This is a genomic window from Mammaliicoccus sp. P-M59 (assembly GCF_022386135.1).
Taxonomy (GTDB): Bacteria; Bacillota; Bacilli; order Staphylococcales; family Staphylococcaceae; genus Mammaliicoccus; species Mammaliicoccus sciuri_A.
Genome location: NZ_JAJNJJ010000011.1, coordinates 62,230 through 84,857 on the forward strand (window position 1 = coordinate 62,230; position 22,628 = coordinate 84,857).

The 22,628-nt window shown below is 32.3% G+C and carries 26 protein-coding genes, 1 pseudogene and 1 riboswitch; of the genes and pseudogenes, 23 read left to right on the forward strand and 4 right to left on the reverse strand.

Annotation, left to right across the window (positions count from 1 at the left end; genetic code table 11):
* Positions 1–51 precede the first annotated feature (51 nt).
* From LQ617_RS14555 to fabZ, 4 genes are all read left to right on the forward strand, one after another.
* Positions 52–282, forward strand: coding sequence for a DUF1146 family protein (locus LQ617_RS14555; RefSeq protein ID WP_025904486.1), 231 nt, complete (start codon positions 52–54; stop codon positions 280–282).
* Positions 283–432: 150 nt separating this feature from the next.
* Positions 433–1,728 carry a UDP-N-acetylglucosamine 1-carboxyvinyltransferase gene (gene murA, locus LQ617_RS14560; RefSeq protein ID WP_239740672.1) on the forward strand — a complete coding sequence of 432 codons (1,296 nt, stop codon included), beginning with the start codon at positions 433–435 and terminating at the stop codon, positions 1,726–1,728.
* 1 nt (position 1,729) lies between these two features.
* Positions 1,730–2,014 carry a DNA-directed RNA polymerase subunit beta gene (locus tag LQ617_RS14565; protein WP_025904488.1) on the forward strand — a complete coding sequence of 95 codons (285 nt, stop codon included), beginning with the start codon at positions 1,730–1,732 and terminating at the stop codon, positions 2,012–2,014.
* The gene (gene fabZ, locus LQ617_RS14570) at positions 2,014–2,451 is read left to right on the forward strand and encodes a 3-hydroxyacyl-ACP dehydratase FabZ (protein WP_025904489.1); all 438 of its coding nucleotides are present in this window, start codon (positions 2,014–2,016) and stop codon (positions 2,449–2,451) included. Before LQ617_RS14565 ends, fabZ begins: the two co-directional genes overlap by 1 nt.
* A 395-nt stretch (positions 2,452–2,846) precedes the next feature.
* Here fabZ and LQ617_RS14575 read toward each other — a convergent pair whose 3' ends face one another.
* Entirely contained in the window at positions 2,847–3,284 is a 438-nt protein-coding gene (locus LQ617_RS14575) for a YwpF-like family protein (protein WP_025904490.1), read from the reverse strand.
* 180 nt (positions 3,285–3,464) lie between these two features.
* Here LQ617_RS14575 and LQ617_RS14580 point away from each other — a divergent pair, with 180 nt between their 5' ends.
* From LQ617_RS14580 to yidC, 6 genes and pseudogenes are all read left to right on the forward strand, one after another.
* Complete coding sequence (locus tag LQ617_RS14580) at positions 3,465–4,034, forward strand: single-stranded DNA-binding protein (RefSeq protein WP_037589776.1); 570 nt, start codon at positions 3,465–3,467, stop codon at positions 4,032–4,034.
* A gap of 939 nt (positions 4,035–4,973) precedes the next feature.
* Positions 4,974–5,246 (forward strand): annotated as a pseudogene (locus tag LQ617_RS16115) (aggregation-promoting factor C-terminal-like domain-containing protein); the annotation flags it as partial.
* Positions 5,247–5,371: 125 nt separating this feature from the next.
* Positions 5,372–5,470: riboswitch (TPP riboswitch) on the forward strand.
* 97 nt (positions 5,471–5,567) lie between these two features.
* Entirely contained in the window at positions 5,568–6,380 is an 813-nt protein-coding gene (gene thiD, locus LQ617_RS14590; RefSeq protein WP_239740674.1) for a bifunctional hydroxymethylpyrimidine kinase/phosphomethylpyrimidine kinase, read from the forward strand.
* Positions 6,373–7,164 carry a hydroxyethylthiazole kinase gene (gene thiM, locus LQ617_RS14595; protein ID WP_239740675.1) on the forward strand — a complete coding sequence of 264 codons (792 nt, stop codon included), beginning with the start codon at positions 6,373–6,375 and terminating at the stop codon, positions 7,162–7,164. Before thiD ends, thiM begins: the two co-directional genes overlap by 8 nt.
* Positions 7,165–7,806 carry a thiamine phosphate synthase gene (gene thiE / locus LQ617_RS14600; RefSeq protein ID WP_239740676.1) on the forward strand — a complete coding sequence of 214 codons (642 nt, stop codon included), beginning with the start codon at positions 7,165–7,167 and terminating at the stop codon, positions 7,804–7,806.
* Between the two features lie 81 nt (positions 7,807–7,887).
* On the forward strand, positions 7,888–8,757 hold the full coding sequence (gene yidC, locus LQ617_RS14605; RefSeq protein WP_025904496.1) for a membrane protein insertase YidC: 870 nt from the start codon (positions 7,888–7,890) through the stop codon (positions 8,755–8,757).
* A 28-nt stretch (positions 8,758–8,785) separates the two neighbouring features.
* Here the strand turns inward: yidC and LQ617_RS14610 are convergent, their stop codons facing one another.
* Positions 8,786–9,451, reverse strand: coding sequence for an HD domain-containing protein (locus LQ617_RS14610; protein WP_239740677.1), 666 nt, complete (start codon positions 9,449–9,451; stop codon positions 8,786–8,788).
* Positions 9,452–9,515: 64 nt separating this feature from the next.
* Positions 9,516–10,997 (reverse strand): cardiolipin synthase, encoded by a 1,482-nt coding sequence (cls, locus tag LQ617_RS14615; RefSeq protein ID WP_049320116.1) that lies wholly within the window; start codon positions 10,995–10,997, stop codon positions 9,516–9,518.
* Between the two features lie 151 nt (positions 10,998–11,148).
* Here cls and LQ617_RS14620 point away from each other — a divergent pair, with 151 nt between their 5' ends.
* Entirely contained in the window at positions 11,149–11,352 is a 204-nt protein-coding gene (locus tag LQ617_RS14620; protein WP_025904499.1) for a copper ion binding protein, read from the forward strand.
* A gap of 141 nt (positions 11,353–11,493) precedes the next feature.
* Positions 11,494–11,628 carry an Lmo0850 family protein gene (locus LQ617_RS14625; protein ID WP_224658879.1) on the forward strand — a complete coding sequence of 45 codons (135 nt, stop codon included), beginning with the start codon at positions 11,494–11,496 and terminating at the stop codon, positions 11,626–11,628.
* A gap of 46 nt (positions 11,629–11,674) precedes the next feature.
* Here LQ617_RS14625 and LQ617_RS14630 read toward each other — a convergent pair whose 3' ends face one another.
* Positions 11,675–12,874: an FtsW/RodA/SpoVE family cell cycle protein gene (locus tag LQ617_RS14630; RefSeq protein ID WP_037589766.1), complete on the reverse strand. Its 1,200-nt coding sequence runs from the start codon at positions 12,872–12,874 to the stop codon at positions 11,675–11,677.
* 180 nt (positions 12,875–13,054) lie between these two features.
* Between LQ617_RS14630 and LQ617_RS14635 the strand changes: the two genes are divergently transcribed.
* The 11 genes from LQ617_RS14635 to LQ617_RS14685 all read left to right on the forward strand — a co-directional run bounded on the left by LQ617_RS14635 (position 13,055) and on the right by LQ617_RS14685 (position 22,616).
* Positions 13,055–14,128, forward strand: a complete 1,074-nt coding sequence (locus LQ617_RS14635) for a D-alanine--D-alanine ligase (RefSeq protein ID WP_037589765.1) — start codon at positions 13,055–13,057, stop codon at positions 14,126–14,128.
* Positions 14,129–14,139: 11 nt separating this feature from the next.
* Positions 14,140–15,489: a UDP-N-acetylmuramoyl-tripeptide--D-alanyl-D-alanine ligase gene (locus LQ617_RS14640; protein WP_126477269.1), complete on the forward strand. Its 1,350-nt coding sequence runs from the start codon at positions 14,140–14,142 to the stop codon at positions 15,487–15,489.
* Positions 15,486–16,166: an alpha/beta hydrolase gene (locus LQ617_RS14645; protein ID WP_126477270.1), complete on the forward strand. Its 681-nt coding sequence runs from the start codon at positions 15,486–15,488 to the stop codon at positions 16,164–16,166. Before LQ617_RS14640 ends, LQ617_RS14645 begins: the two co-directional genes overlap by 4 nt.
* Positions 16,167–16,339: 173 nt before the next feature.
* Positions 16,340–17,869, forward strand: coding sequence for a degradosome RNA helicase CshA (gene cshA, locus LQ617_RS14650; protein ID WP_037589762.1), 1,530 nt, complete (start codon positions 16,340–16,342; stop codon positions 17,867–17,869).
* Positions 17,870–17,959: 90 nt separating this feature from the next.
* Complete coding sequence (locus LQ617_RS14655; RefSeq protein WP_159315401.1) at positions 17,960–18,439, forward strand: PH domain-containing protein; 480 nt, start codon at positions 17,960–17,962, stop codon at positions 18,437–18,439.
* Positions 18,429–19,949: a PH domain-containing protein gene (locus tag LQ617_RS14660; protein WP_239740678.1), complete on the forward strand. Its 1,521-nt coding sequence runs from the start codon at positions 18,429–18,431 to the stop codon at positions 19,947–19,949. Before LQ617_RS14655 ends, LQ617_RS14660 begins: the two co-directional genes overlap by 11 nt.
* A complete protein-coding gene (locus LQ617_RS14665) occupies positions 19,939–20,403 on the forward strand; it encodes a PH domain-containing protein (RefSeq protein WP_126477273.1) in 465 nt (154 codons plus the stop codon). The genes LQ617_RS14660 and LQ617_RS14665 overlap by 11 nt, the downstream gene beginning before the upstream one ends.
* Positions 20,404–20,433: 30 nt before the next feature.
* The gene (gene acpS, locus LQ617_RS14670; protein WP_037589759.1) at positions 20,434–20,796 is read left to right on the forward strand and encodes a holo-ACP synthase; all 363 of its coding nucleotides are present in this window, start codon (positions 20,434–20,436) and stop codon (positions 20,794–20,796) included.
* Positions 20,797–20,843: 47 nt separating this feature from the next.
* Positions 20,844–21,992, forward strand: coding sequence for an alanine racemase (gene alr, locus LQ617_RS14675; RefSeq protein ID WP_239740679.1), 1,149 nt, complete (start codon positions 20,844–20,846; stop codon positions 21,990–21,992).
* Positions 21,993–22,076: 84 nt separating this feature from the next.
* Positions 22,077–22,244, forward strand: coding sequence for a type II toxin-antitoxin system antitoxin MazE (gene mazE, locus LQ617_RS14680; RefSeq protein WP_239740680.1), 168 nt, complete (start codon positions 22,077–22,079; stop codon positions 22,242–22,244).
* Positions 22,245–22,616 (forward strand): type II toxin-antitoxin system PemK/MazF family toxin, encoded by a 372-nt coding sequence (locus tag LQ617_RS14685; protein ID WP_025904511.1) that lies wholly within the window; start codon positions 22,245–22,247, stop codon positions 22,614–22,616.
* The last annotated feature ends 12 nt before the right edge of the window (positions 22,617–22,628 follow it).

Below are 22,628 nucleotides of genomic sequence, written 5' to 3' on the forward strand. Positions count from 1 at the left end.
GGCTGAGACAGGTGATGTCTCAGCCTTATATTTTTAGAAGGAGTTGTTAATATGGAATATTATGGTCAATTAGGTATTATCGGACTTTTACTACATGTCATCTGTGTATGCTTAGCATTTTGGGCACTCCAAGGCGTACGATTAGAACAAATTTTTAAGAAAAATCATGTTGCGCAAGCTCAAACATTTATTATCATCTTATCTATCATATTAGGTACGGCTGTAAGTCGTTTTATTTTAGATATACTCCAATATTCGCTACAATTAAGATTGCTATTCTAATAATAAGAAAAAATTACATAAATATATGAAAAAAGAACAAAAAAGTAGTATAATATTTTGGTGATGTTTATGAATCAAGAAAAATGTGTATTAAATAAATATATACATTTGTAAAATAAATAAAAGTGAAGTTTTTTGGAGGATAATTATATGGATAAAATCGTCGTGAAAGGCGGAGCAAGTCTTAATGGCACAGTTGTAGTCGAAGGGGCAAAAAACGCAGTATTACCAATATTAACAGCTACACTTTTACCAAGTGTTGGTCAAAGTGTATTAACGAATGTACCTAAATTAAGTGATGTAGATACAATTAACACAGTACTTACGCATTTAAATGCAGATATAGAATATGATGCAGATCATAACACTGTAAAAATAGATGCATCAAATACATTAAAAATCGAAGCACCATATGAATACGTAAGTAAGATGAGAGCGAGTATTTTAGTTATGGGTCCTTTATTAGCAAGAGAAGGTCATGCTAGAGTTGCTTTACCTGGTGGTTGTGCAATTGGTTCAAGACCTATTGAACAACATTTAAAAGGATTCGAAGCTTTAGGTGCAGAAATTGAACTACATAACGGATTTATTGAAGCAACAACACCTAATGGCTTAAAAGGGGCTAAAATTTATTTAGATTTCCCAAGTGTAGGTGCTACTCAAAATATTATGATGGCAGCAGTACTTGCAGAAGGAAAAACTGAAATTCAAAACGTAGCAAGAGAACCAGAAATTGTAGATTTAGCTAACTATTTAAATGAAATGGGTGCACAAGTACACGGTGCTGGCACGGATACAATTAGAATCACAGGTGTTAGTCAATTACACGGTGCAGAACATGCTATTATTCCAGATAGAATTGAAGCTGGTACATTTATGATTGCAGCAGCGATTACTAGAGGAAATGTTAATGTTATTGGAGCAATTAGAGAACATATGACTAGCTTAGTGTCTAAATTAGAAGAAGCTGGTGTTCAAATTACGGATATCGAAGATGGATTAAATGTTCAAGTACCTGGTGAAATTAAAGCAATTGATGTTAAAACAATGCCACATCCAGGATTCCCTACAGATATGCAATCTCAAATTATGGCTTTATTATTAACAGCTAATGGTACTAGTAAAGTAACTGAAACAGTATTTGAAAACAGATTTATGCATGTAGAAGAATTCAAACGTATGAATGCAGATATTTTCATTAACGGTAGAAGTGCAATGATTACAGGTAACAGTAAATTACAAGGTGCAGATGTAAAAGCTACAGATTTAAGAGCTGGTGCATCATTGATTCTTGCTGGACTTGTATCTGACGGATATACAAACGTTACAGAACTTAAACATTTAGATAGAGGTTATGTTGATTTTCATGGTAAACTTAAAGCATTAGGTGCAGATGTTGAACGCATCAATGATAATGGCAAGTTAAACGATAAAGTGAGGGTTTAGTATGGCTGAAACACAATCATCAAGATCTGACGATAAAAAAAGAAAGTCAACTTATCAATCTATTAAAGAGAAACTTCAAAGAAATAGAGTAGAAACAATTCAAGGAGTGGAAGTAGAGCATCGTGTCATTCCATTATGGATTAAATTACTTATATTATTAGTATTAATGATTTTATTATTTATTGTTGGAACTATGATTGGATACGGTATACTTCATAATCCATTTGGGGTGTTTAATCCCGAAACTTGGCAACACATCTTTGATTTAACTGGAAGGAGCTCATAATGGAAACTATTTATGACTTTAACGAAATTAAAAAAATTATACCTCACCGTTACCCATTTTTATTATTAGATAGAATAGTAGAATTAGAAGACGGTAAACGTTGTGTAGGTATTAAACAAGTAGCAGGTAACGAACCATTTTTCCAAGGACATTTTCCTGATTATGCAGTAATGCCAGGCGTATTAATCGTAGAAGCATTAGCACAAACAGGTGCAGTTGCAATGTTACGCTTAGAAGAAAACCAAGGAAAACTAGCAATGTTTGCAGGAATTGATAAATGTCGATTCAAAAAACAAGTTACACCAGGTGACACTTTAAGACTTGAAGTAGAAATAAACAAAATAAAAGGTCCAATAGGAAAAGGAACAGCAAAAGCAACAGTAGATGGAGAAGTTGCATGTAGTTGTGAAATTAGCTTTGCTATTGTTGATCAATAAATAGAAAAGAGAAAACAGGCGACTGTTTTCTCTTTTTTTCTGCTTATAAATGGGATTTGATTTTGTTAGGGACAGAATTCTGAGAAATGTCTCTAAGAGGTGATGTTAGGGACAGAATTCCGAGAAATGTCCGTAAGAGGTGTGATTAGGGACAGAATTCCGAGAAATGTCCGTTAATGAGCACCCTCTAATTACCAGAATTCGAAATAATGGTAGTTACAGCGTTCTAACTACCACAATTCAGAATAATGATAGTTAGCAATCTCTAATTACCAGAATTCGGAATAGTGGTAGTTACAGAGTTCTAATTACCACAATTCAGAAAAATGGAAGTTACACACCCAAATACACACCTAACAAAAAATCTAGGACCACAAACTGTCCTAGATTTTTCTTTATATATTGCTTTTTTCGTCTTTTAATTTTGGTTTAGATTGCATCAATCTATTAAATGATGTTTTAAGCTCATCTCCTGATAAGCCTTCATCTATGAGTTGCTCTAATAATCGTTCTGCATATACTTGTCGTAATGTATAGATATGACATTCAAATACGACGGATATTTTATCTTCTAGTTGTTCTATGTATTTGATGGTTGCATCAAATAATGCTGGGTCGTTTGAAGGTCTTGTTATAACGACACGTGTATCTAGTAAGGTTTGGTTATCGTGATATTCTTTCATTTGTTCATAATGAATATCTGAAATTAAGATCTCTAGTAGCCATCCTGTACCACTATTTTCTTTATTTATAATGATACCATCTAATAATTCATATTCTGTAATCTGTTCATCGTCTACAATTTGAAAGCGTACGGCTTTAAATGTTTTCATAAACATCCCCCTTATCGTTAAATCTACGAATGTTTAACTTTGTTATCTATTATAAAGCACTTTTGCATGAAATAACAATAATCATAAAATAAAGTGAAGAATAAGTGTTTATTTTATGATTTATCGGACTTTGACTGAAAAAATTGACTCATTATATTATAAGTATAAGGAGGTGAGAATATGTTAAATAAATCTGTATTAGTTGGACGTTTAACTAAGGACCCTGCATATTATAAGAAAGGCGAAATTATCATTTCTACATTTTGTTTAGCTGTTGAACGCGGATATAAGACTAAAGATGGCACGATTGCTGTTGATTTTATTGTATGTAAAGCATTTGGTAAACTTGCACATAATATTCATGAATATACTAAGAAGGGACAGCTTGTTGCATTAACTGGGCAAATTCAATCAAGAGCATATGTTAAAGATGATAAGAAACACTATATAACTGAAATTATATGTGAAACGATTAAATTCTTGAATATGCCTGCATCAAGTAAATCAACGATCCCTCAAACGAAAGAGGAAATGAGTGAATTAATTAGTGAAAGTGCTGAAAGTTATGCTAGTGACCTTTCATCTAAAGTAGCAAAAGAAAAATTACGAGCTGAAGCATTAGCTAAAGAAAATGGTGAAAATAACTTAGATGAAAAGTTATATAGCGAATATCATAATGTCGTTGACGTTATTAAAGAAACTGAACAACAAACTCCTGATGCTGATGCATCAAAAGTAACAACCTCGTAGCATTAAACTTCAATAAAAACTGTTTATAGAAATACTTCCGAAAATAAATATTCTTGATTCTAAATTCCGAAACTTGCTGTCTTGCTGTAGGGCAGCAAGTATACATAATTACAAGTAATTGTTTAAAAAATTACATGAATATGACAAATTGTCTGATAATTAATTTTGTTCAATCTTTATAAATGCCTTTGTTAAGGTGTTTTAATGATTAATATTCAGAATATTGTCTGAAAATTAACGTAATCTAACTGTAATATTAGCTGTAATTTTTTCATATAGCTGTAACCTATGACATAAAAATAAGTGGTATAGTTTAAACAGTAAAAATCATATAAAAAGTGAAAACCTTACAGGAGGAAACATTCAATCATGAAAAAATTATTAGCAGTTTCAACTGCGGCAGTTGCAGTTACTACAGGGGTAACAGCTACAGCCGATGCAGCAACACATACAGTAAAATCTGGTGATACTTTAGGTAGTATTTCACAACAATACGGTACTTCAGTAAGTGCTATTAAAGCAGAAAATGGTTTAAAATCTAACTTAATCTTCCCTAACCAAGTAATCAAGGTTAACGAGAAAAGTTCAGAATCAACTACAGAATACACTGTAGTAGCAGGAGATACTTTAGGTAAAATCGCAGCTAAATACGATGTAACTGTATCTCAATTAAAAGCATGGAACAACTTATCTTCAGATCTAATCATTGTTGGACAAACTTTATCATTACAAGCTCCAGCCCAATCAGCTGAGCCAGCTAAAGCGCCTGTAGCACAACAAGCGCCAGTTCAACAAACTCAAGAACAAGTTGCAGCTCCAGTTCAACAACAAAGCTACCAAGCGCCTGTTCAATCTTACCAAGCGCCAGCACAACAAACATATAAAGCACCAGCTCAACAATCATACCAAGCTCCAGCTCAAAAAGTTAGAACTACTCAAACTTCAACAGCTAGCACTGGTGGATCTACTAAAGCTCAATTCTTAGCTGCTGGTGGTTCAGAAGCTATGTGGAATGCAATTGTATTACCAGAATCAAGTGGTAATCCAAATGCAGTAAGTCCAAATGGTTACCAAGGTCTTGGTCAAACTAAAGAATCTTGGGGTACTGGTTCAGTAGCTACACAAACTAAAGGTATGTTAAACTACGCTAAAAGCCGTTACGGTTCAGAATCAGCTGCTATTGCTTTCCGTCAAGCTAACGGATGGTGGTAAGCCATACACTTTAATCTAAAGTGGCTATAAATTAATTTATCCAATCGCCTAGGAAATATCCTAGGCGATTTTTTAATTTGACCACAATACGTCTATTTGATAATCTTAAATAAACTGAATATATGAGTGACTGCTAGGGGCGCCATTCGGCTGAGATGAATTAATTCAGTCCCTTAACACCTGATTTGGATAATGCCAACGTAGGAAAGTGGTCGATGAACGTTTTTACAACTATTAATTGACCTCTTTCTTATGAAAGAGGTCATTTTTTATGAAGTTATCAATAATAGAATTATAAATATAAATTTGAGGTGGATTACAATGAAAAAACCGAATATAGCATTAACAATTGCTGGAACGGACCCAAGTGGTGGAGCAGGTATTATGGCAGATTTGAAATCATTTCATGCATCTGGCGTTTATGGAATGGCAGTTGCTACAAGTATCGTTTCTCAAAATAGTTTAGGTGTACAAGATGTTTACCATTTACCTGTTGAAGTTATTGAAAGCCAATTAAAAAGTGTCTTTGATGACGAAGTACCACATGCTATCAAAACAGGTATGATTGCATCAGAAGAAATGATGCAAAAGATTAAACCATTTATTGAGCAATCTTGTAAGCCGTATGTTATTGACCCAGTCATGGTTGCTAAAAGTGGTGATGCGTTAATGGATGATGAAGGGAAAGGGAAACTTAAAGAAATACTATTACCATTAGCTACAGTTGTTACACCTAATATTCCAGAAGCAGAAGATATTACTGGATTTAAGATTCAAACTGAAGAAGAAATTAAAAAAGCTGGTGCATTTTTCTTAAATGAAATTGGATCTAAAGGTGTCGTTATAAAAGGTGGCCATCTGGAAGGTGATGCAATCGACTATTTATTTACTGAAAATGGCGTGAAAAGTTGGAAAAGTGAAAGATTCAATACGAAGCATACACATGGAACAGGTTGTACATTTAGTGCAGTAATAACAGCAGAATTAGCTAAAGGTCATACAATTGAAGAAGCGGTAGAAGTAGCTAAAAGATTTATTACGTTAGCTATTCAATATACACCTGAAATAGGCAAAGGTAGAGGTCCAGTGAACCACTTTGCATACCAAAAGATAGAGGGATTAGATTATGAGTAAATTAACAAATATTAGAGAAAATAGTCCATTAATCGTATGTTATACAAATGATGTCGTTAAAAACTTTACAGCAAATGGTTTAATTTCATTAGGGGCAAGTCCAGCAATGAGTGAAGAACCTGAAGAAGCAGAAGAATTTTCAAAAGCAGCAGGTGCTTTTCTTCTTAACATAGGTACGATTACGACTGATAAAGCCTATGATATGAAACAATATGCTGAAATTATGCATAGAAATGGTGTTCCAGTAGTTCTTGATCCAGTTGCTGTTGGTGCATCACAATTAAGAAAGACTTTTTGTACGACATTATTAAATGATGAAGTAGTTGATGTTATAAGAGGCAATGCATCAGAAATATTAGCGCTTATAGAAGAAGATACAATTATGAAAGGTACAGATAGTGATGATACGCTTGATGCTGTTAAAATTGCGAAAAAAGCACATCAACAATTAAAGCTACCGATTATCATAACTGGTAAAGTCGATGTCATTGCATGTCATAATAAAATCATCGAATTGCACAATGGTAGTGAGATGTTAACGAAAGTGACTGGTGGAGGTTGTTTATTAGGTGGGGTAATTGCTGCATTCTTATCTCATGAAAAAACAATCACAATAGATGTATTAGAAGAAGCGTTATCAACATATAATATTGCAAGTGAGTTGGCATATCAACAACCTGGGGCACATTTACCAGGTACATTCCAAATTTCGTTTATAGATCAACTGAATGTTATAACAGAAGACATTGTTAAAGAGAAAAAGATTGTGAAAGAAGTGAACTAAATGTTTGATCCAAAAACGTTAAAAGTATATTTTATAGCAGGCAGTCAAGATATTGCTGATGGTAATCTTATAAGTGTTGTTGAAGAAGCTTTAAAAGCAGGCATCACGATGTTTCAGTTTCGTGAAAAAGGTGAGACGAGTAAAAAAGGGGCAGAAAAAGAAGCCCTTGCAAAATCATTATTTGAGCTTTGCAAGCAATATCAAGTTCCATTTATCGTCAATGATGATGTAGATTTAGCAATTAAATTAAATGCTGATGGTATTCATGTTGGACAAGATGACCGAAATGTATCTGAGTTTAAAGATAAGTTTAAAGATAAAATCATTGGCTTAAGTGTTGCAAATAAAAGTGAATATAATCAATCTGATATATCTGACGTGGATTATATTGGAACCGGACCTATACATTCTACAAATTCTAAAGCTGATGCAGGAGAAGAAGGTGGGTATCAACAGATTGAAAATATGAGAAAAATCAATCAAGATATTCCTATCGTTGCAATCGGCGGCATTACTGAAGTTGATGTACAACCACTTATTAAAGCTGGCGCAAATGGTGTAAGTGTTATCTCTGCTATAGCGAAAAGTCAAAATATTGAACAAACTGTGAAGGGCTTTCATAAACAGTATAAAAATATTTGATAAAATTAATATATTGATTTATGTTGTCGCTATTCTATGATAGAATGAGTTTTATGTGAGTATATCAATAGAGGTGGAAAAATGAAGAAAAAAGCTTTATGGCCATTATTATTTGGTGTAATGGTTGTGCTAGCTGGTTGTGATTATTCTAAACCTGAGAATAGGGATGGATTCTTTTATAATACATTCGTAAAACCAATGGATAGTGTTATTCATTGGCTTGGTACAAATTTGAATCACGATTATGGTCTAGCTATTATCGTTATAACATTAATTGTTCGTTTTGCGTTATTCCCATTTATGATGAAGACGTATAAGAATCAAAAGTTAATGCGTGAAAAAATGAAACTTGCTAAACCTGAAATGGAAGCAATTCAAGAAAAAGTTAAACGTGCTCGTACTCAAGAAGAAAAAATGGCAGCCAATCAAGAAATGATGGCATTATACAAAAAACATGGTATTAATCCAATGAACATGGGTTGTTTACCAATCGTTATACAAATGCCAATCGTCATGGGATTATTCTATGTATTAAAATATCCTACTGAAGGCGGAATTACAGAATATCCGAATTTCTTATGGTTTAATTTAACTGAACCTGATTTAATTATTACGATCATTGCAGGTATCATTTATGCATTACAAGCATTTGTTTCTATGAAGTATGCGAATGTTCCAGATGAACAGAAAAATATGATGAGAATGATGATGTTTATTTCTCCAATTATGATTATTTGGATGTCATACATTTCAGCATCTGCATTAGGTTTATACTGGGCAGTCGGTGGTGCATTCTTAGTTGTTCAAACATGGTTAGGTAATGTCTTCTATAACAACAAAGTTGAAGAAGAAATGAAACCAATCATTGAAGCACATGAAAGAAATCAACAAGAAGCTAACAAAGAGAAGAAACCAGCTAAACTCGTATCTAATAAAAAGAAAAAGAAATAAAACCCAAAAAACAAACTAATCATTGTGATTAGTTTGTTTTTTTATTTATGTCCCATTCTTGATAAAATTGTTCTAAAAATTTTTCCATAAATAGATGACGTTCTTCAACGATTTGTTTGCCTCGTTTAGTATTCATTAAATCTTTTAATAATAATAATTTTTCGTAAAAATGATTGATTGCCGTATTCGGTTCATCATGATATTGACCTTCTTGTAGATCATTTAAATTACGCGGTTGTTGAGAAGAGATATGCATAGGTTCTTTAAAATGACCGGCATATTGAAATGTTCTAGCTATTCCTATCGCGCCAATTGCATCAATGCGGTCTGCGTCTTGAACGATCTTTCCTGCTAAGCTTGTAAGTTTACCTTCATTTTTACCACCGTTATAACTAACATACTTTAGAATATGGATAATCTCTGTTTGAATCATTTCGCTTATCTCCATGTCATTCATCCATTGATAAAGTTGTTGCCAAGCTGTATCCGCATCTTTAAATAATTTTTTATCAACAGCATCATGTAGTAAACTTGCTAATTCAACTACGAATAAATCCACGTCCTCAAACTGTGCAATATCTAGAGCATGATGTCTTACTCTTAGAATATGCTCAAAGTCATGACCTGTCGTATCGTTTTGATGTAATGTTCTAACATATGATTCTGCTTCTCTAATAATCTGTTCTTTATTCATATCTTTCTCCTTAAAAAAACAGGTAGAAAAGTTTGAACAATCATCTCTTCTACCTGTTTAGAATTTATAGTAAAGGTGATAGTAATCGTGCTATACCTTCTTTTAATTTAATCCACGTGCTTCTATTTTCATATCTTTCTACTGTTAATAATGATGAATGCGTCATATCATTCTCATAAGCTAATCGTGAATTCTTTGCGATTTCTTCGTCGTAAATAAAGGCATTAACTTCGAAGTTTAATACGAAGCTTCTATTATCCATGTTTGCTGTACCAATACTTACAACTTCATCATCTATAGCTACCATCTTCGTGTGTATAAAGCCTTTTTCATATATATGAACTTTAACGCCTGCTTTAATTAATTCACCGACATTGGCAAATGTTGCCCAATAAACAAATGGGTGATCAGGTTTATTAGGAATCATCACATTAACATCTACGCCTGATAGGGCAGCAATCTTAATCGCATCTAAAAATGATAAATCTGGAATGAAATATGGTGTTTGAATGTAAATATGCTTTTTAGCTTCAGATATCATTTTTAAATAACCATATTTGATTTGTTCCCATTCTTCATCGGGACCACTTGATGCAATTTGAATACCAACTTTACCGCCAGACTCAACATCAGGGAAGTATTTAGATTCATAGCGCATCTTGTCACGTGTAGATTGAGAGTTCCAGTCCAACATAAACCTAAGCTGTAATGCATTGACTGAGTCGCCTTCTAATCTTAAGTGCGTATCTCGCCAATAACCAAATTTTTTATCTAAACCTAAATATTCATCTCCGACATTAAAGCCACCTACGTAACCAACTTTTCCATCAATCACAACAATCTTTCTATGGTTACGGTTGTTCATTCTAAAGTTAATGAGTGGGAGTTTAGAAGGGAAGAAACTTGCAACTTCTCCACCTTGAGCTCTAAATTTCTTAAATGAAGATAAATTTAATTTACGTGAACCCATGTCGTCATATAACATTTTAACTTCTAAACCTTCTTGAAGTTTCTTTTCAAGTTCAAATAAGATCTTTTTACCTAAGTTATCCTTCTTAAAGATATAATATTGAATATGGATATATGACTCAGCTTTTCTAATATCTTCAATAAGTGCATCGAATTTATCATGTCCATCTGTAAACATTTCAACTTTGTTATCAGTTGTTAAGAAGGCTGAGTTATTGTAAAGCAACATATGAATCAGATGCTTATAATTAGAAATCTCAGGCTTATCAATTTCGAAATTATTTTCATCAATTGCTTTGATTTGTTCATTTATGATGTGTTCAAGACCTATTTTATCTTGTTCATCTAAGTTGAAAATACTCTTTCTTTGAATTTGTCTCCCAAATAGTAAGTAAAGTATAAATCCTAATATCGGAACAAATAAAAGCACTAACAACCAAGCCCAAATCGCACCAGCTTCTCTTGGTTCTAAGAAAATGATAATAAATCCAAACACAACATTCAGAATAAATGCTGTAATAAGTAGCACTGATACTATGATGGAAAAATCAAATGAAAAATATGAAAAGTAGTTCATACCAATGCCTCCGTTTCTTTATCTTAAACTAGTATAATACATTTAAATTAAAATTGAAAAGGTTGTATTTGACCGTTCTAAAACATATGCATATAATGATTATGAAATGGCATCAATTAAAATATCATTTAAATATATAGGAGTGTTATAAATGAAAGAACAAATCATTAATGTTGAAGGTATGTCTTGTGGACATTGTAAACAAGCAGTTGAAGAATCAGTAGGTCAATTAATCGGTGTTAAAGAAGTTGTCGCTAGTCCAGATGATAATCAAGTACGTGTCGTATACGAAGATCCTGCAAGTATCGATAATATTGAAAATGCTATTTTCGATGCTGGATATGAAGTTGTTTAAGATATCATTCATATAATTATTATAAAAAAATAACAAATTAAACAAAAAAATAACAATATAGGCCGAATGAACTATAGTCAAACTACTTAATTTAGAGTAGAATGAACTTAAGGTAATTAAATTGAATAAGAGGTGGTACCCATGAATCAACCTAAGTCAAAGGTAAAGAATGTGGTCAAACTTTTATCATCATTAGGCGTAAACATAACAGAAACTAAGTCACGAATAGAAATAATGCGTAGTTTGCCGAATGTCGCAACTAACAAGTTGAAATAAATTGGTAAACTAAAAAACCGCGTCCTCGAATCGAGGATGCGGTTTTTTATATGTCGGCTTTTTGGTCGGATTCAGTAAATTTCTCTTTTTCGTGGTAATAGATAGATAGTAATATACCAACACCTGCCATTAATGACCATAACGCTGATCCACCATAACTTATAAATGGTAATGGGATACCTGTGATAGGTAGTAATTGAATGGTCATACCGATATTTTGTACAACGTGGAATAGCACGAATGATAAGTATCCGATTATAAATACAACATTAAAAGGATGACGTGTCGTTGTTGCCATTCTAATTAAGTGTATGAATAACGCTAAGAAAATAATCAGTACAGCCATCGTTCCAATAAATCCAAATTCTTCACCAATGATTGAAAAAATAAAGTCAGTATGATTCTCAGGAATATAAACTTCACCGTTATTTAAACCTTTACCAAATATTTGACCAGAACCAATGGCTTTTAAGGATTCTGTTAAATGGTATCCGTCACCTGAGCTGTATGCATACGGATCTAGCCAAGAATTAATACGTCCTAATTGATACGTCTTAATACCTGAAACTTTCTCAATCACACTTGGTTTAAAAATCATTAATAAAATGATACTTGAACCAATTCCAAATAGGGCGATAAATGCTGGTGCGAGTATTCTCCATGTTACGCCTGAAACAACAACGATACCAAGAATGATCGCAATTAATACAAGTGTTGTTCCTAAATCATTTTGCAAAAGTATTAATAACATTGGTACTAAAGAAGTTAAACCAATTTTTAGTAATAAATTAAAGTCTCTTGATAATGATTTGTTGTAAGTAAATCTATTATGTTGATAGATAACGTTAGCTAGCGCAATAATTAAAATGATTTTCATAAACTCAGATGGTTGGATACTGATAGGTCCTAGTCTATACCAACTTTTAGCACCATTAATAATAGGTGTAAAGCTAGATTCAGGCAGGATTAATAGTCCAACTAATGATAAGTTTCCAATTATGTATATAATCCAAACATATTTTCTCAGTGTCTTTGGAGATATGAACATTAAGGCAATGGCTAAAATAAAACCAAGCACATAGTATAAGACTTGTTTAAGTAAAAAGTTTGTTTCATATTGTCCGCCAGACATTGCAGAATTGATTATTAAACAACTCGTTCCAAATAAGATAAGAATAATCGTAATTAATCGCCAATCTATTCTTTCTAGAAACGATTTATTTAATGTACGAGTAGAAGTTTCCATTAAAAGACTCCTTTAATTAACACTAAATTTCATAATTTTCATTATAACTTGATTGTACATAAAGTGATACATTTTTGCTATTCAGAAAAGCGTTATTTTTAAAATAGTCATGTTGATACGTGCAACAATAGCTAAAAACATGATAAAATATAGGCTAATAATCTACTTGGAGGCTTATATATGTCTAAAAAAAATATTTGCATTATATATGGTGGGAAAAGTGCAGAGCACGATGTATCAATTTTAACGGCTCAAAATGTGATCAATGCAGTTGATCTATCTAAATACATAATTGATATCATTTATATTACAAATGATGGGGATTGGATTAAAAGCGACCAATCTATCGATGGAAAAGTCGAAGATATTGAACAATTAAAATTATCAAGTGAATCATTAACACCAATATCTAAATTATTAGAAGCGAGTAATGATGGAAACGCATATAGCGCAGTATTTCCATTATTACACGGTCCAAACGGTGAAGACGGTACAATTCAAGGTTTATTTGAAGTATTGGATATTCCTTATGTTGGTAATGGTGTGCTTGCAGCATCAAGTTCAATGGATAAATTAGTGATGAAACATTTATTCGCTCACAGAGGATTACCTCAATTACCATATGTAAGTTTCTTAAAAAGTGAATACGAGAAATATGAACATAATATAGTGGAGCTTATTCAAAATAAACTTGAATATCCTGTATTCGTTAAACCTGCAAATTTAGGATCAAGTGTTGGTATTAGTAAATGTACGAATAAAGAAGAATTAATTTCTGGTATTGAAGAAGCATTTCAATTTGACCGTAAACTTGTGATCGAACAAGGTGTTGATGCTAGAGAAATTGAAGTAGCCGTATTAGGTAATGATTACCCAGAAACAACTTTACCTGGTGAAGTTATTAAAGATGTACAATTTTATGATTATAAATCTAAATATAAAGATGGCAAAGTTAAACTTCAAATACCTGCTGATGTAGATGAAGAAACAGCAACAACTTTAAGAAATATGGCTATTGAAGCTTTTAAAGCAACAGATTGTTCTGGATTGGTAAGAGCAGACTTCTTCTTAACAGAAGATAATACAATTTATATTAATGAAACAAATGCAATGCCAGGATTTACACAATACAGCATGTATCCATTATTATGGGAGAACATGAACTTAAGCTATACAGAGCTTATAACTAAGTTAATTGAACTTGCTATTGAACGATACGATAACAAGAAGAATATCAAATATAAAATTGACTGAGGGTAAATAGAATGAATATTAATTTACGTAAAATTAAAGAATGGATTGATTGTGACATTCAAGACGAATATCTTGATGTCGTTGTTCAAGGTACATGTATAGACTCAAGAAAAATTGCTAAATCAAATTTGTTTATACCATTTAAAGGTGAAAATGTAGATGGTCATAAATTTGTACGTCAAACACTTGACGATGGTGCAGGTGCATCATTTTGGCAAAAAGATGTACCAAATCCGCCAGAAGGACCTATTATTTTTGTTGATGACACTTTAGCAGCATTACAAAGTTTAGCTAAAGCATATTTGAAATATGTAAATCCTAAAGTTGTCGCAATTACAGGTTCAAATGGTAAAACAACAACTAAAGATATGGTTGAATGTGTGTTGAATAAATCATTTAAAGTTAAAAAGACACAAGGAAATTATAATAATGAGATTGGTTGTCCATTGACGATACTAGACTTAGATGAAGATACTGAAGTATCCATTCTAGAAATGGGTATGAGTGGATTTGGTGAAATTAGTGAATTAACACATTTAGCTGAACCTGATGTTGCCATTATCACGAATATTGGTGAGTCTCATATGCAAGATTTAGGTTCTAGAGAAGGTATTGCAAAAGCCAAATTTGAAATTACGGAAGGTCTTAAAGATAAAGGACTATTCATATACGATGGTGATGAGCCATTACTTAAACCTTTCGTATCTGAAATGAAACATGACAAACTATCTGTAGGGGTAGCGAATGATAATGATGTGATTATCAAAACGAATCAATCATCAAGTCATGGCATCAATTTTCAATTGAATAATAGTCATTTCATTTATCATTTAAATATATTAGGTGAACACAATGTTAAAAATGCCACATATGCAATTCAAGTGGCTAAACATTTAGGTGTAACGGAAGATGTTATTCAAAGTTCTCTAGATGATCTTGTATTAACGGATATGCGCATGCAAAGAATTGAAACTGAACAATATGGTTTACTTATTAATGATGCATATAATGCAAGTCCAACAAGTATGAAAGCAGCAATTGATACACTGCATAATATGGAACAAACGGATAAGACACTTATTCTTGCGGATGTTTTAGAGCTAGGCGAAATGAGTCAAGAAATGCATGAGCAAGTTGGCTATTATTTAGAACATAAAGCTATACAAACGTTAATCACATATGGTGAAGAAGCGGCTCATATATCAAATATTGCGAAAGCATATATACCTGAAACTTATCACTTTGAGCATAAAGAGGAAATCACAGACTATTTAAAAAATCAATTAAATGAAGACTCTATCACTTTGTTTAAAGGTTCTAGAGGTATGTCACTCGAAACGATTATTAACGCGCTTACATGAAAGTAGGTATCTTGTTTTTACATGGTTATACAGGTGGTCGTTATGAGTTATTACCATTAATTGAATATTTGAGTAGTCGCTATGATTTTATACTTGAAGCGCCGGAATACCCAGGACATGGCTTAAATTTATTGATTAAAGATACAAATGAAGATATGTGGTTTGAGCGAGCGAAACAATCATATGAAATATTAAGAAAGAAAGCAGATAAAGTCATTGTTATAGGATTTTCAATGGGTGGCATTATTGCAGGTTTATTAGCTAAAATTAAACAACCCGATCAATTAGTGTTAATTGCACCAGCTTTTGAAAATATCAATATACAATACTTGGTTAAGTCTCCATATGCATTTATCAATAATATGAGATATGCAGATTTGAAGATTCTTGATTTTATGGTGAGACGTACAATCAAAATAAACTATAAATCATTTGTGGCATTTAAAAAATTACAGCAAAGTGCGCTATATGTTCCAGAACAAATAGCAGCGAAAACGTTAATCATACATGGCACAATAGATGGTCTCGTTCCAATAGAGAAATCGAGAAACTTAGTGAAGAGAATAAAGCATGCACGTCTAGTTGAAATTGATAAAGGACCACATGAAATTTGTTTATCAAAAGTAAATTATAAAGTTTTTTATGAAGTTGAAAAATTTATATTTAAAAATAAATAAAGAAGTGAAACTGTACTAAATCCCTTTTTAGTGCAGTTTTATTATGTTTTTGTTTATGAAAATTAAATGTAAACGACGATTTAATCGCATTGCGCTATTGGTAAAAGGGTGGTAGTATATAGAAGTTGAATAAAAAAGACGAGATGAATTAACTATATAAAAGGAGAATTATTTTGCAAAAATTTAAAGAATTAGGTATTTCTGAAGCTACCTTAAATGCTTTGGACAAAATGGGATTTACTGAACCAACACCAATACAAATCGAAAGTATTCCACATACATTACAAGGTACGGACGTGCTAGGACAAGCACAAACTGGAACAGGAAAAACTGGTGCATTTGGTATTCCATTAATTGATAAAGTAGCAGATAAACAAGGTGTACAAGCATTGATTCTTGCACCAACACGTGAATTAGCAAACCAAGTGGCAGAGCAATTACGTAGTTTCAGTAAAGGACAAAACGTAAGTGTCGTAACTGTATTCGGTGGTATGCCAATAGACAGACAAATCAAATCGCTTAAAAAAGGTCCACAAATCGTAGTAGGTACACCAGGACGTGTGATTGACCACTTAAATAGAAGAACATTAAAAACAGAATCAATTTCTACATTGATCTTAGATGAAGCAGATGAAATGATGAACATGGGCTTTATAGATGATATGAGATTTATAATGTCTAAACTTCCATCTGAAAATCGTCAAACATTACTATTCTCAGCAACAATGCCTAAAGCTATTCAAGAATTAGTTCAAAAATTCATGAAGAGTCCAAAAATTGTTAAAACAATGTCTAACGAATTGTCAGATCCACAAATTGATGAATTCTACACAATCGTTAAAGAATTAGAAAAATTCGAGACATTTACGAATTTATTAGATGTTCAAAATCCTGAATTAGCAATTGTATTCGGTCGTACGAAACGTCGTGTTGACGAATTAACAAGTGCTTTAATCACTAAAGGATACCGCGCTGAAGGTTTACACGGTGACATTACACAAGCTAAACGTTTAGAAGTATTGAAAAAATTCAAAAATGATCAAATCGATATTTTAGTAGCTACAGATGTTGCAGCTCGTGGATTAGATATTTCTGGCGTAAGTCACGTTTATAACTTTGATATCCCTCAAGATACTGAAAGTTATACACACCGTATTGGTCGTACAGGTAGAGCGGGTAAACAAGGTGTTGCCGTTACATTTGTAAATCCAATCGAAATGGATTATATCCGTCAAATCGAAAAAGCTAATAAACGTCAAATGAGCGCTTTACGTCCACCAACACCAGGTGAGGTTATGAAAGCTAAAGAATCAGATGTTAAAGATAAAGTTAAAGGTTGGGTAGAAAGTCCAATCGAAGGCCGTATTGAAAAAATTGCTGAATCATTAATTAAAGAATACGGTGACCAAAAATTAGTTGCTGCATTATTACAAGAGTTAATTACTTCTAACAACGATGCAGAAATTCAATTAACATTTGAAAAACCATTATCTAAAAAGTCTAATCATAGAGGCAAACAAGGTAACCGTGGTGGTAACTCACGTGGTAAATCTAGAACTAGATTTGATGGTAAAAACAACAAACGTCGCGGTAATGATAAAAACAATCAATTTGACCGTAACAAAGGTAAAAACAATAAACCAAACAAACAACGTTCAAAAAAACAATTCTCAGGTAGAACATTTGCTGAGCATTCAAAATAAAAACTAAACAAGAAGTGTGTGTAATCTCTAAGGTTACGCACACTTTTTTTATGATATAATACACGTAAATTGAACGATAGAGGAGATTATATGTATAAACCAATACTCGAACACAAAATGCCAAAACAGTCTATAAAATATGAGTATGTAAATCATATTATAAATGTCATAGTTATCTTAGTTTTGTACAGTGTATTTGTAGTTTTATGGCATAAATATGATTGGTGGACATTTCTCATTTATATTGTGACACCGATTGTACTGTTGATCATTGCGATAGGATTTATAAGTCCGATCATACGACTTAAAAGAACATCTTTTGAAATTGGAGAACGGTATATTGAAGTACAAAGTGGGCTTTATTATCAAAAGCGATTTGTACAACCTTATGACAGAATACAATTTGTAACGATAAAGCACGGACCAATTTCAAGATTGTTTAATATTTACTTTGTCGTTGTTGTAACAGCAGGTAATTTAGAAGTGTTACCAATGGTCAACCGAGAAATAGCTGACCAAACGAGATTAAATATCATGACTAAGGTTAAAGAGGTGACTGATGATGTTTGATCCTCAAAAATTACATCCAATATCTTATGTTAGTGGCTTTTTAGCCAGTTTAAAAGAAAATGTATTTCCATTAATAATAGCTGTGTTTATTGTTATAACACGCGGACTTGATAATTTTTGGGACCTTACATTTCCAATTGTTCTATTAATTTTTTCACTTATAAGTAGTATTTTTAAAGCAATTAAGATATACAATACACGTTATTGGATTGAGAATGATCAGTTGATTATGACTTGGGGTGTCTTTTCAAAAAATCGGAAAGAGTTAAATATTGAAAGGATTCAGTCTGTTGATACTTCTCAAAATATTGTACATCAGTTGTTAGGTGGCGTGAGTTTAAGTATTAAAACACCAAGTGATGGTATTGAATTAGATACGATTACGAAGTCACAAAGTGATAGTCTTTCAAAATATTTAAAAGAAAGAAAATATGCTATTAAAAATAAAGAGCAAAGCGAAGATGAGTTAAACGAGGAAGATGGAACGTCGTCTGATTCTGATCAACATGATGTTATTAATGAAAAAGAAGAAGTTGTGTTCTTTAGATTATCAACTAAAGATTTATTGAAGATGAGTTTTACAAGTGGTGGTATTTTGATTGTATTTGCGGCACTTGGTTCATTACTTGGATTTTTCACACAAATAATCGATATCGAGGATTACATCAGTCCACTGATTAATCAAGTTGTTAATTTAACATTTGTTATCATATCAATCACACTATTATTTATTATATTGAGTTATGTCATTGGATCACTCATTGTATTTATTAAAAATTATAAATATCAATTAACATTTGATGGGGAACTTTTAACGGTTAAATATGGTTTGTTAACAGTTCAAAAACGTACCGTTCCAATTAGAAGAATACAAGCGTTAAAAGAAGAAGAATCTATATTCAGAAGAGTGATCGGATACACTAAAATTTCGGCGATAATTACTTCAGATGGACATTTTGAAAATGGAGAAGATACTGATGTCGGTACTGTGACAATTTTGCCATTTATGAAGAAGAAAGAAGCATATCAATTACTTGAAGATATTATTCCACAATTTCAGTTTCATTCCGTTAAAAAAGGCTTACCTAAACAAGGTATTCGTAGAAGAGTGTTCATCCCGACAATTATTTTATTGTTAATTGTGATACCTATCCAAATATATTTATGGCCTTATACTTGGATGATCGGATTAGTAATATTCTTGGTTATGCTATTTTATGCAAGTATCATTACGTTGAAATCTGGATACAAAATTTATGACGACTCAATTGTCATACTGAATGCAACACCGTTTGAATATACAACAATTTGGGCGAATAGAAATAAGATTTTAACTTTTGAACTACATGAAAATCCAATTATTAAACGTAAAGATATTGCACATTTCACAATTCAAATAGCATATGGAAATGGTATGTTGTCCAAAGGATTAAGATTTATTAATAAACAAGATACGTTAAATATTTATAAATGGTATAAAGATAAAGGAGGTCACGTAGATGCTTCCTAGATATAGAATGGATAAAAAGGGAATGGTCGTTGAACGTATTGGATCGCTCATTACAATTTCAATACTCATCATCATATTAATCATCATGACAGTAATTTTTAATTTATGGTGGACGACAGCTTCGAAATGGTTTCTGCTTATTCCAGTAGTGCTCATCTTGGTAATAGCTATATATGGTTTAATCATCCAGCCTTATTATATGTATCGAAATTTCAGATATGAAATAAATGATGATGAAATAAACATTAAATCAGGTATTTTTATGATTAGAGAAACAACGATACCTATGGGTAGAATTCAAAATGTTGATCTATATGAAGGATTCATAATGAGAAAGTTTAACCTGGCTAATATTACGTTGTCCACAGCTGGAGGAAATCGAACGATTCAATATTTAAATAAAGATAAGGCAAATCGTATTAAACACGCGATACAAAATAGAATTGAAAAATGATTTTAAATAGTGAAAATGAAGGTGTTAACGATGATTCAAGGTGTCGGCATAGATTTAGTCGAAATAGAACGTATACAAGATTGGTATACGAAACGACCAGAAATGGTTAATAAAATTTTAACAAAAGATGAAATAAATATTTTTAGCAAAATTAAATTAGAATCAAGAAAAGTCGAATTCATCGCTGGTAGATTTGCTGTGAAGGAAGCATTTAGCAAAGCGATGGGTACAGGTATTGGTAAAAAATACGGCTTTCATTCGATTAATTGTTTACCAGATGAAAATGGAAAACCAGAAATCATTTGTGAAGGGTACCGTGTTCATCCGTCCATTACACACACAAAACATTATGCAGAAGCCATTGTGATTATAGAAAATATTAAGCAAGATTGATTTCTATATGATAAAATACAAATATTATAAGAGGAGGTGCCTTGCTGTTGTCCGAAAAATATTATAGGCCAACTTATATCAACGTCGATTTAAAGGCAATACTAGAAAATTATCAAGCAGTAGGAAGACTTCATCCAAATAAGAAAATTATGGCAGTCGTTAAAGCAAATGGGTACGGATTAGGAAGTGTACCAATTGCGACTTACTTAATGAATGAAGGTGTAGACTTCTTTGCAGTTGCCACATTAGATGAAGCAATTGAATTAAGAATGCATGGTATTAAAGCCAAAATATTAGTACTCGGCGTAATTAATACTAAAGATATTAATAAAGCTGTTCAACATAGAGTTGCATTAACCGTTCCATCAGAACAATGGTTAGATGATGCAATAGAATCAATAGATGATGATTCTGATAAACCTTTATGGATGCACGTAAAAATAGATACAGGCATGGGTAGAATTGGATTGAAAGATATTGAAACTTACCAACATGTCGTTCATAAAATAGATCAGCGTGAACGCCTTATATTTGAAGGTGTGTATACGCACTTTGCCTCTGCTGATGAACCAAATGATTTCTCTAAAAAGCAATATGAATTATTTGAAGAATTTGTAGAGTCTTCTCAAACACCTGAATATATACATGCTCAAAATTCAGCAGGTGCCTTAAGATATGATGCATCTATTTGTACAGCTGTTAGATTTGGTATTTCATTATATGGATATTATCCATCAAAATATATTCAAGAAATTTCTAATTTAAAATTAAAGCCTTCTGCGCAATTAGTAACAGAAGTCGTTCAAACTAAATATTTAGAACCAGGAGAAACAGTGAGTTATGGCGCAACATTTACTGCTGGTGAACGTATTAAAGTGGCCACATTACCAATAGGTTATGCAGATGGTTACTTAAGAAAGATGCAAGATACGCTCGTGAATGTAAATGGTGTGAATTGTCCTGTCATAGGTAGAGTATGTATGGATCAAACGATGATTAAAGTGCCAGATGATGTTCAAACAGGTGATAAAGTCATTCTCATGGATAATGATGTTGATTCAGAACAATCAGCAGAAAAGATTGCTGAAGCACAGGATACCATTAATTATGAAGTACTTTGTAACTTGAAAAAGAGATTACCACGTATCTATCATGATGGTGAAAATGTTGAAATTACGAACGAATTATTAAAATAGCATAGTCAAATAGAGTTACATTTGTTATGATATTAATAACTTAATCAACAAAATTTACATTTATTTTATCTGGAGGTATTTGTTATGACATCTTTAACGCAAAATCGTACACTAAGTTTAGAACAAACACTGAAAGAAGGCTATCGTTCAATGGCCGATTTAAATCTCTCCCTTGCATCTGAAGCATACTATTGTGAATGTGAAGCTTGTGATTCAAATGAATCGCATATAGCCTCTCAGCAAGGTGAATAAATGAGAAGAGGAGATGTATATCTCGCAGATCTTTCACCAGTTACAGGTTCTGAACAAGGGGGAACAAGACCAGTCGTTATTATCCAGAATGATACAGGTAATCGATACAGCCCGACTGTGATTGTTGCAGCAATTACTGGTAAGATAAATAAAGCCAAAATTCCCACTCATGTAGAAATTGAGGCAGCGAAATATAAATTAGACAGAGATTCCGTAATTTTGCTTGAACAAATCAGAACTATTGATAAAAAACGCTTAAAAGAAAAATTAACATATTTATCTGATGCAAAGATGAAAGAGGTTGATACTGCTATTGCAATCAGCCTCAATCTAACTTTGCAACAAAAATTTGATACATTAGGTAATACATAATGAAATTGTTTT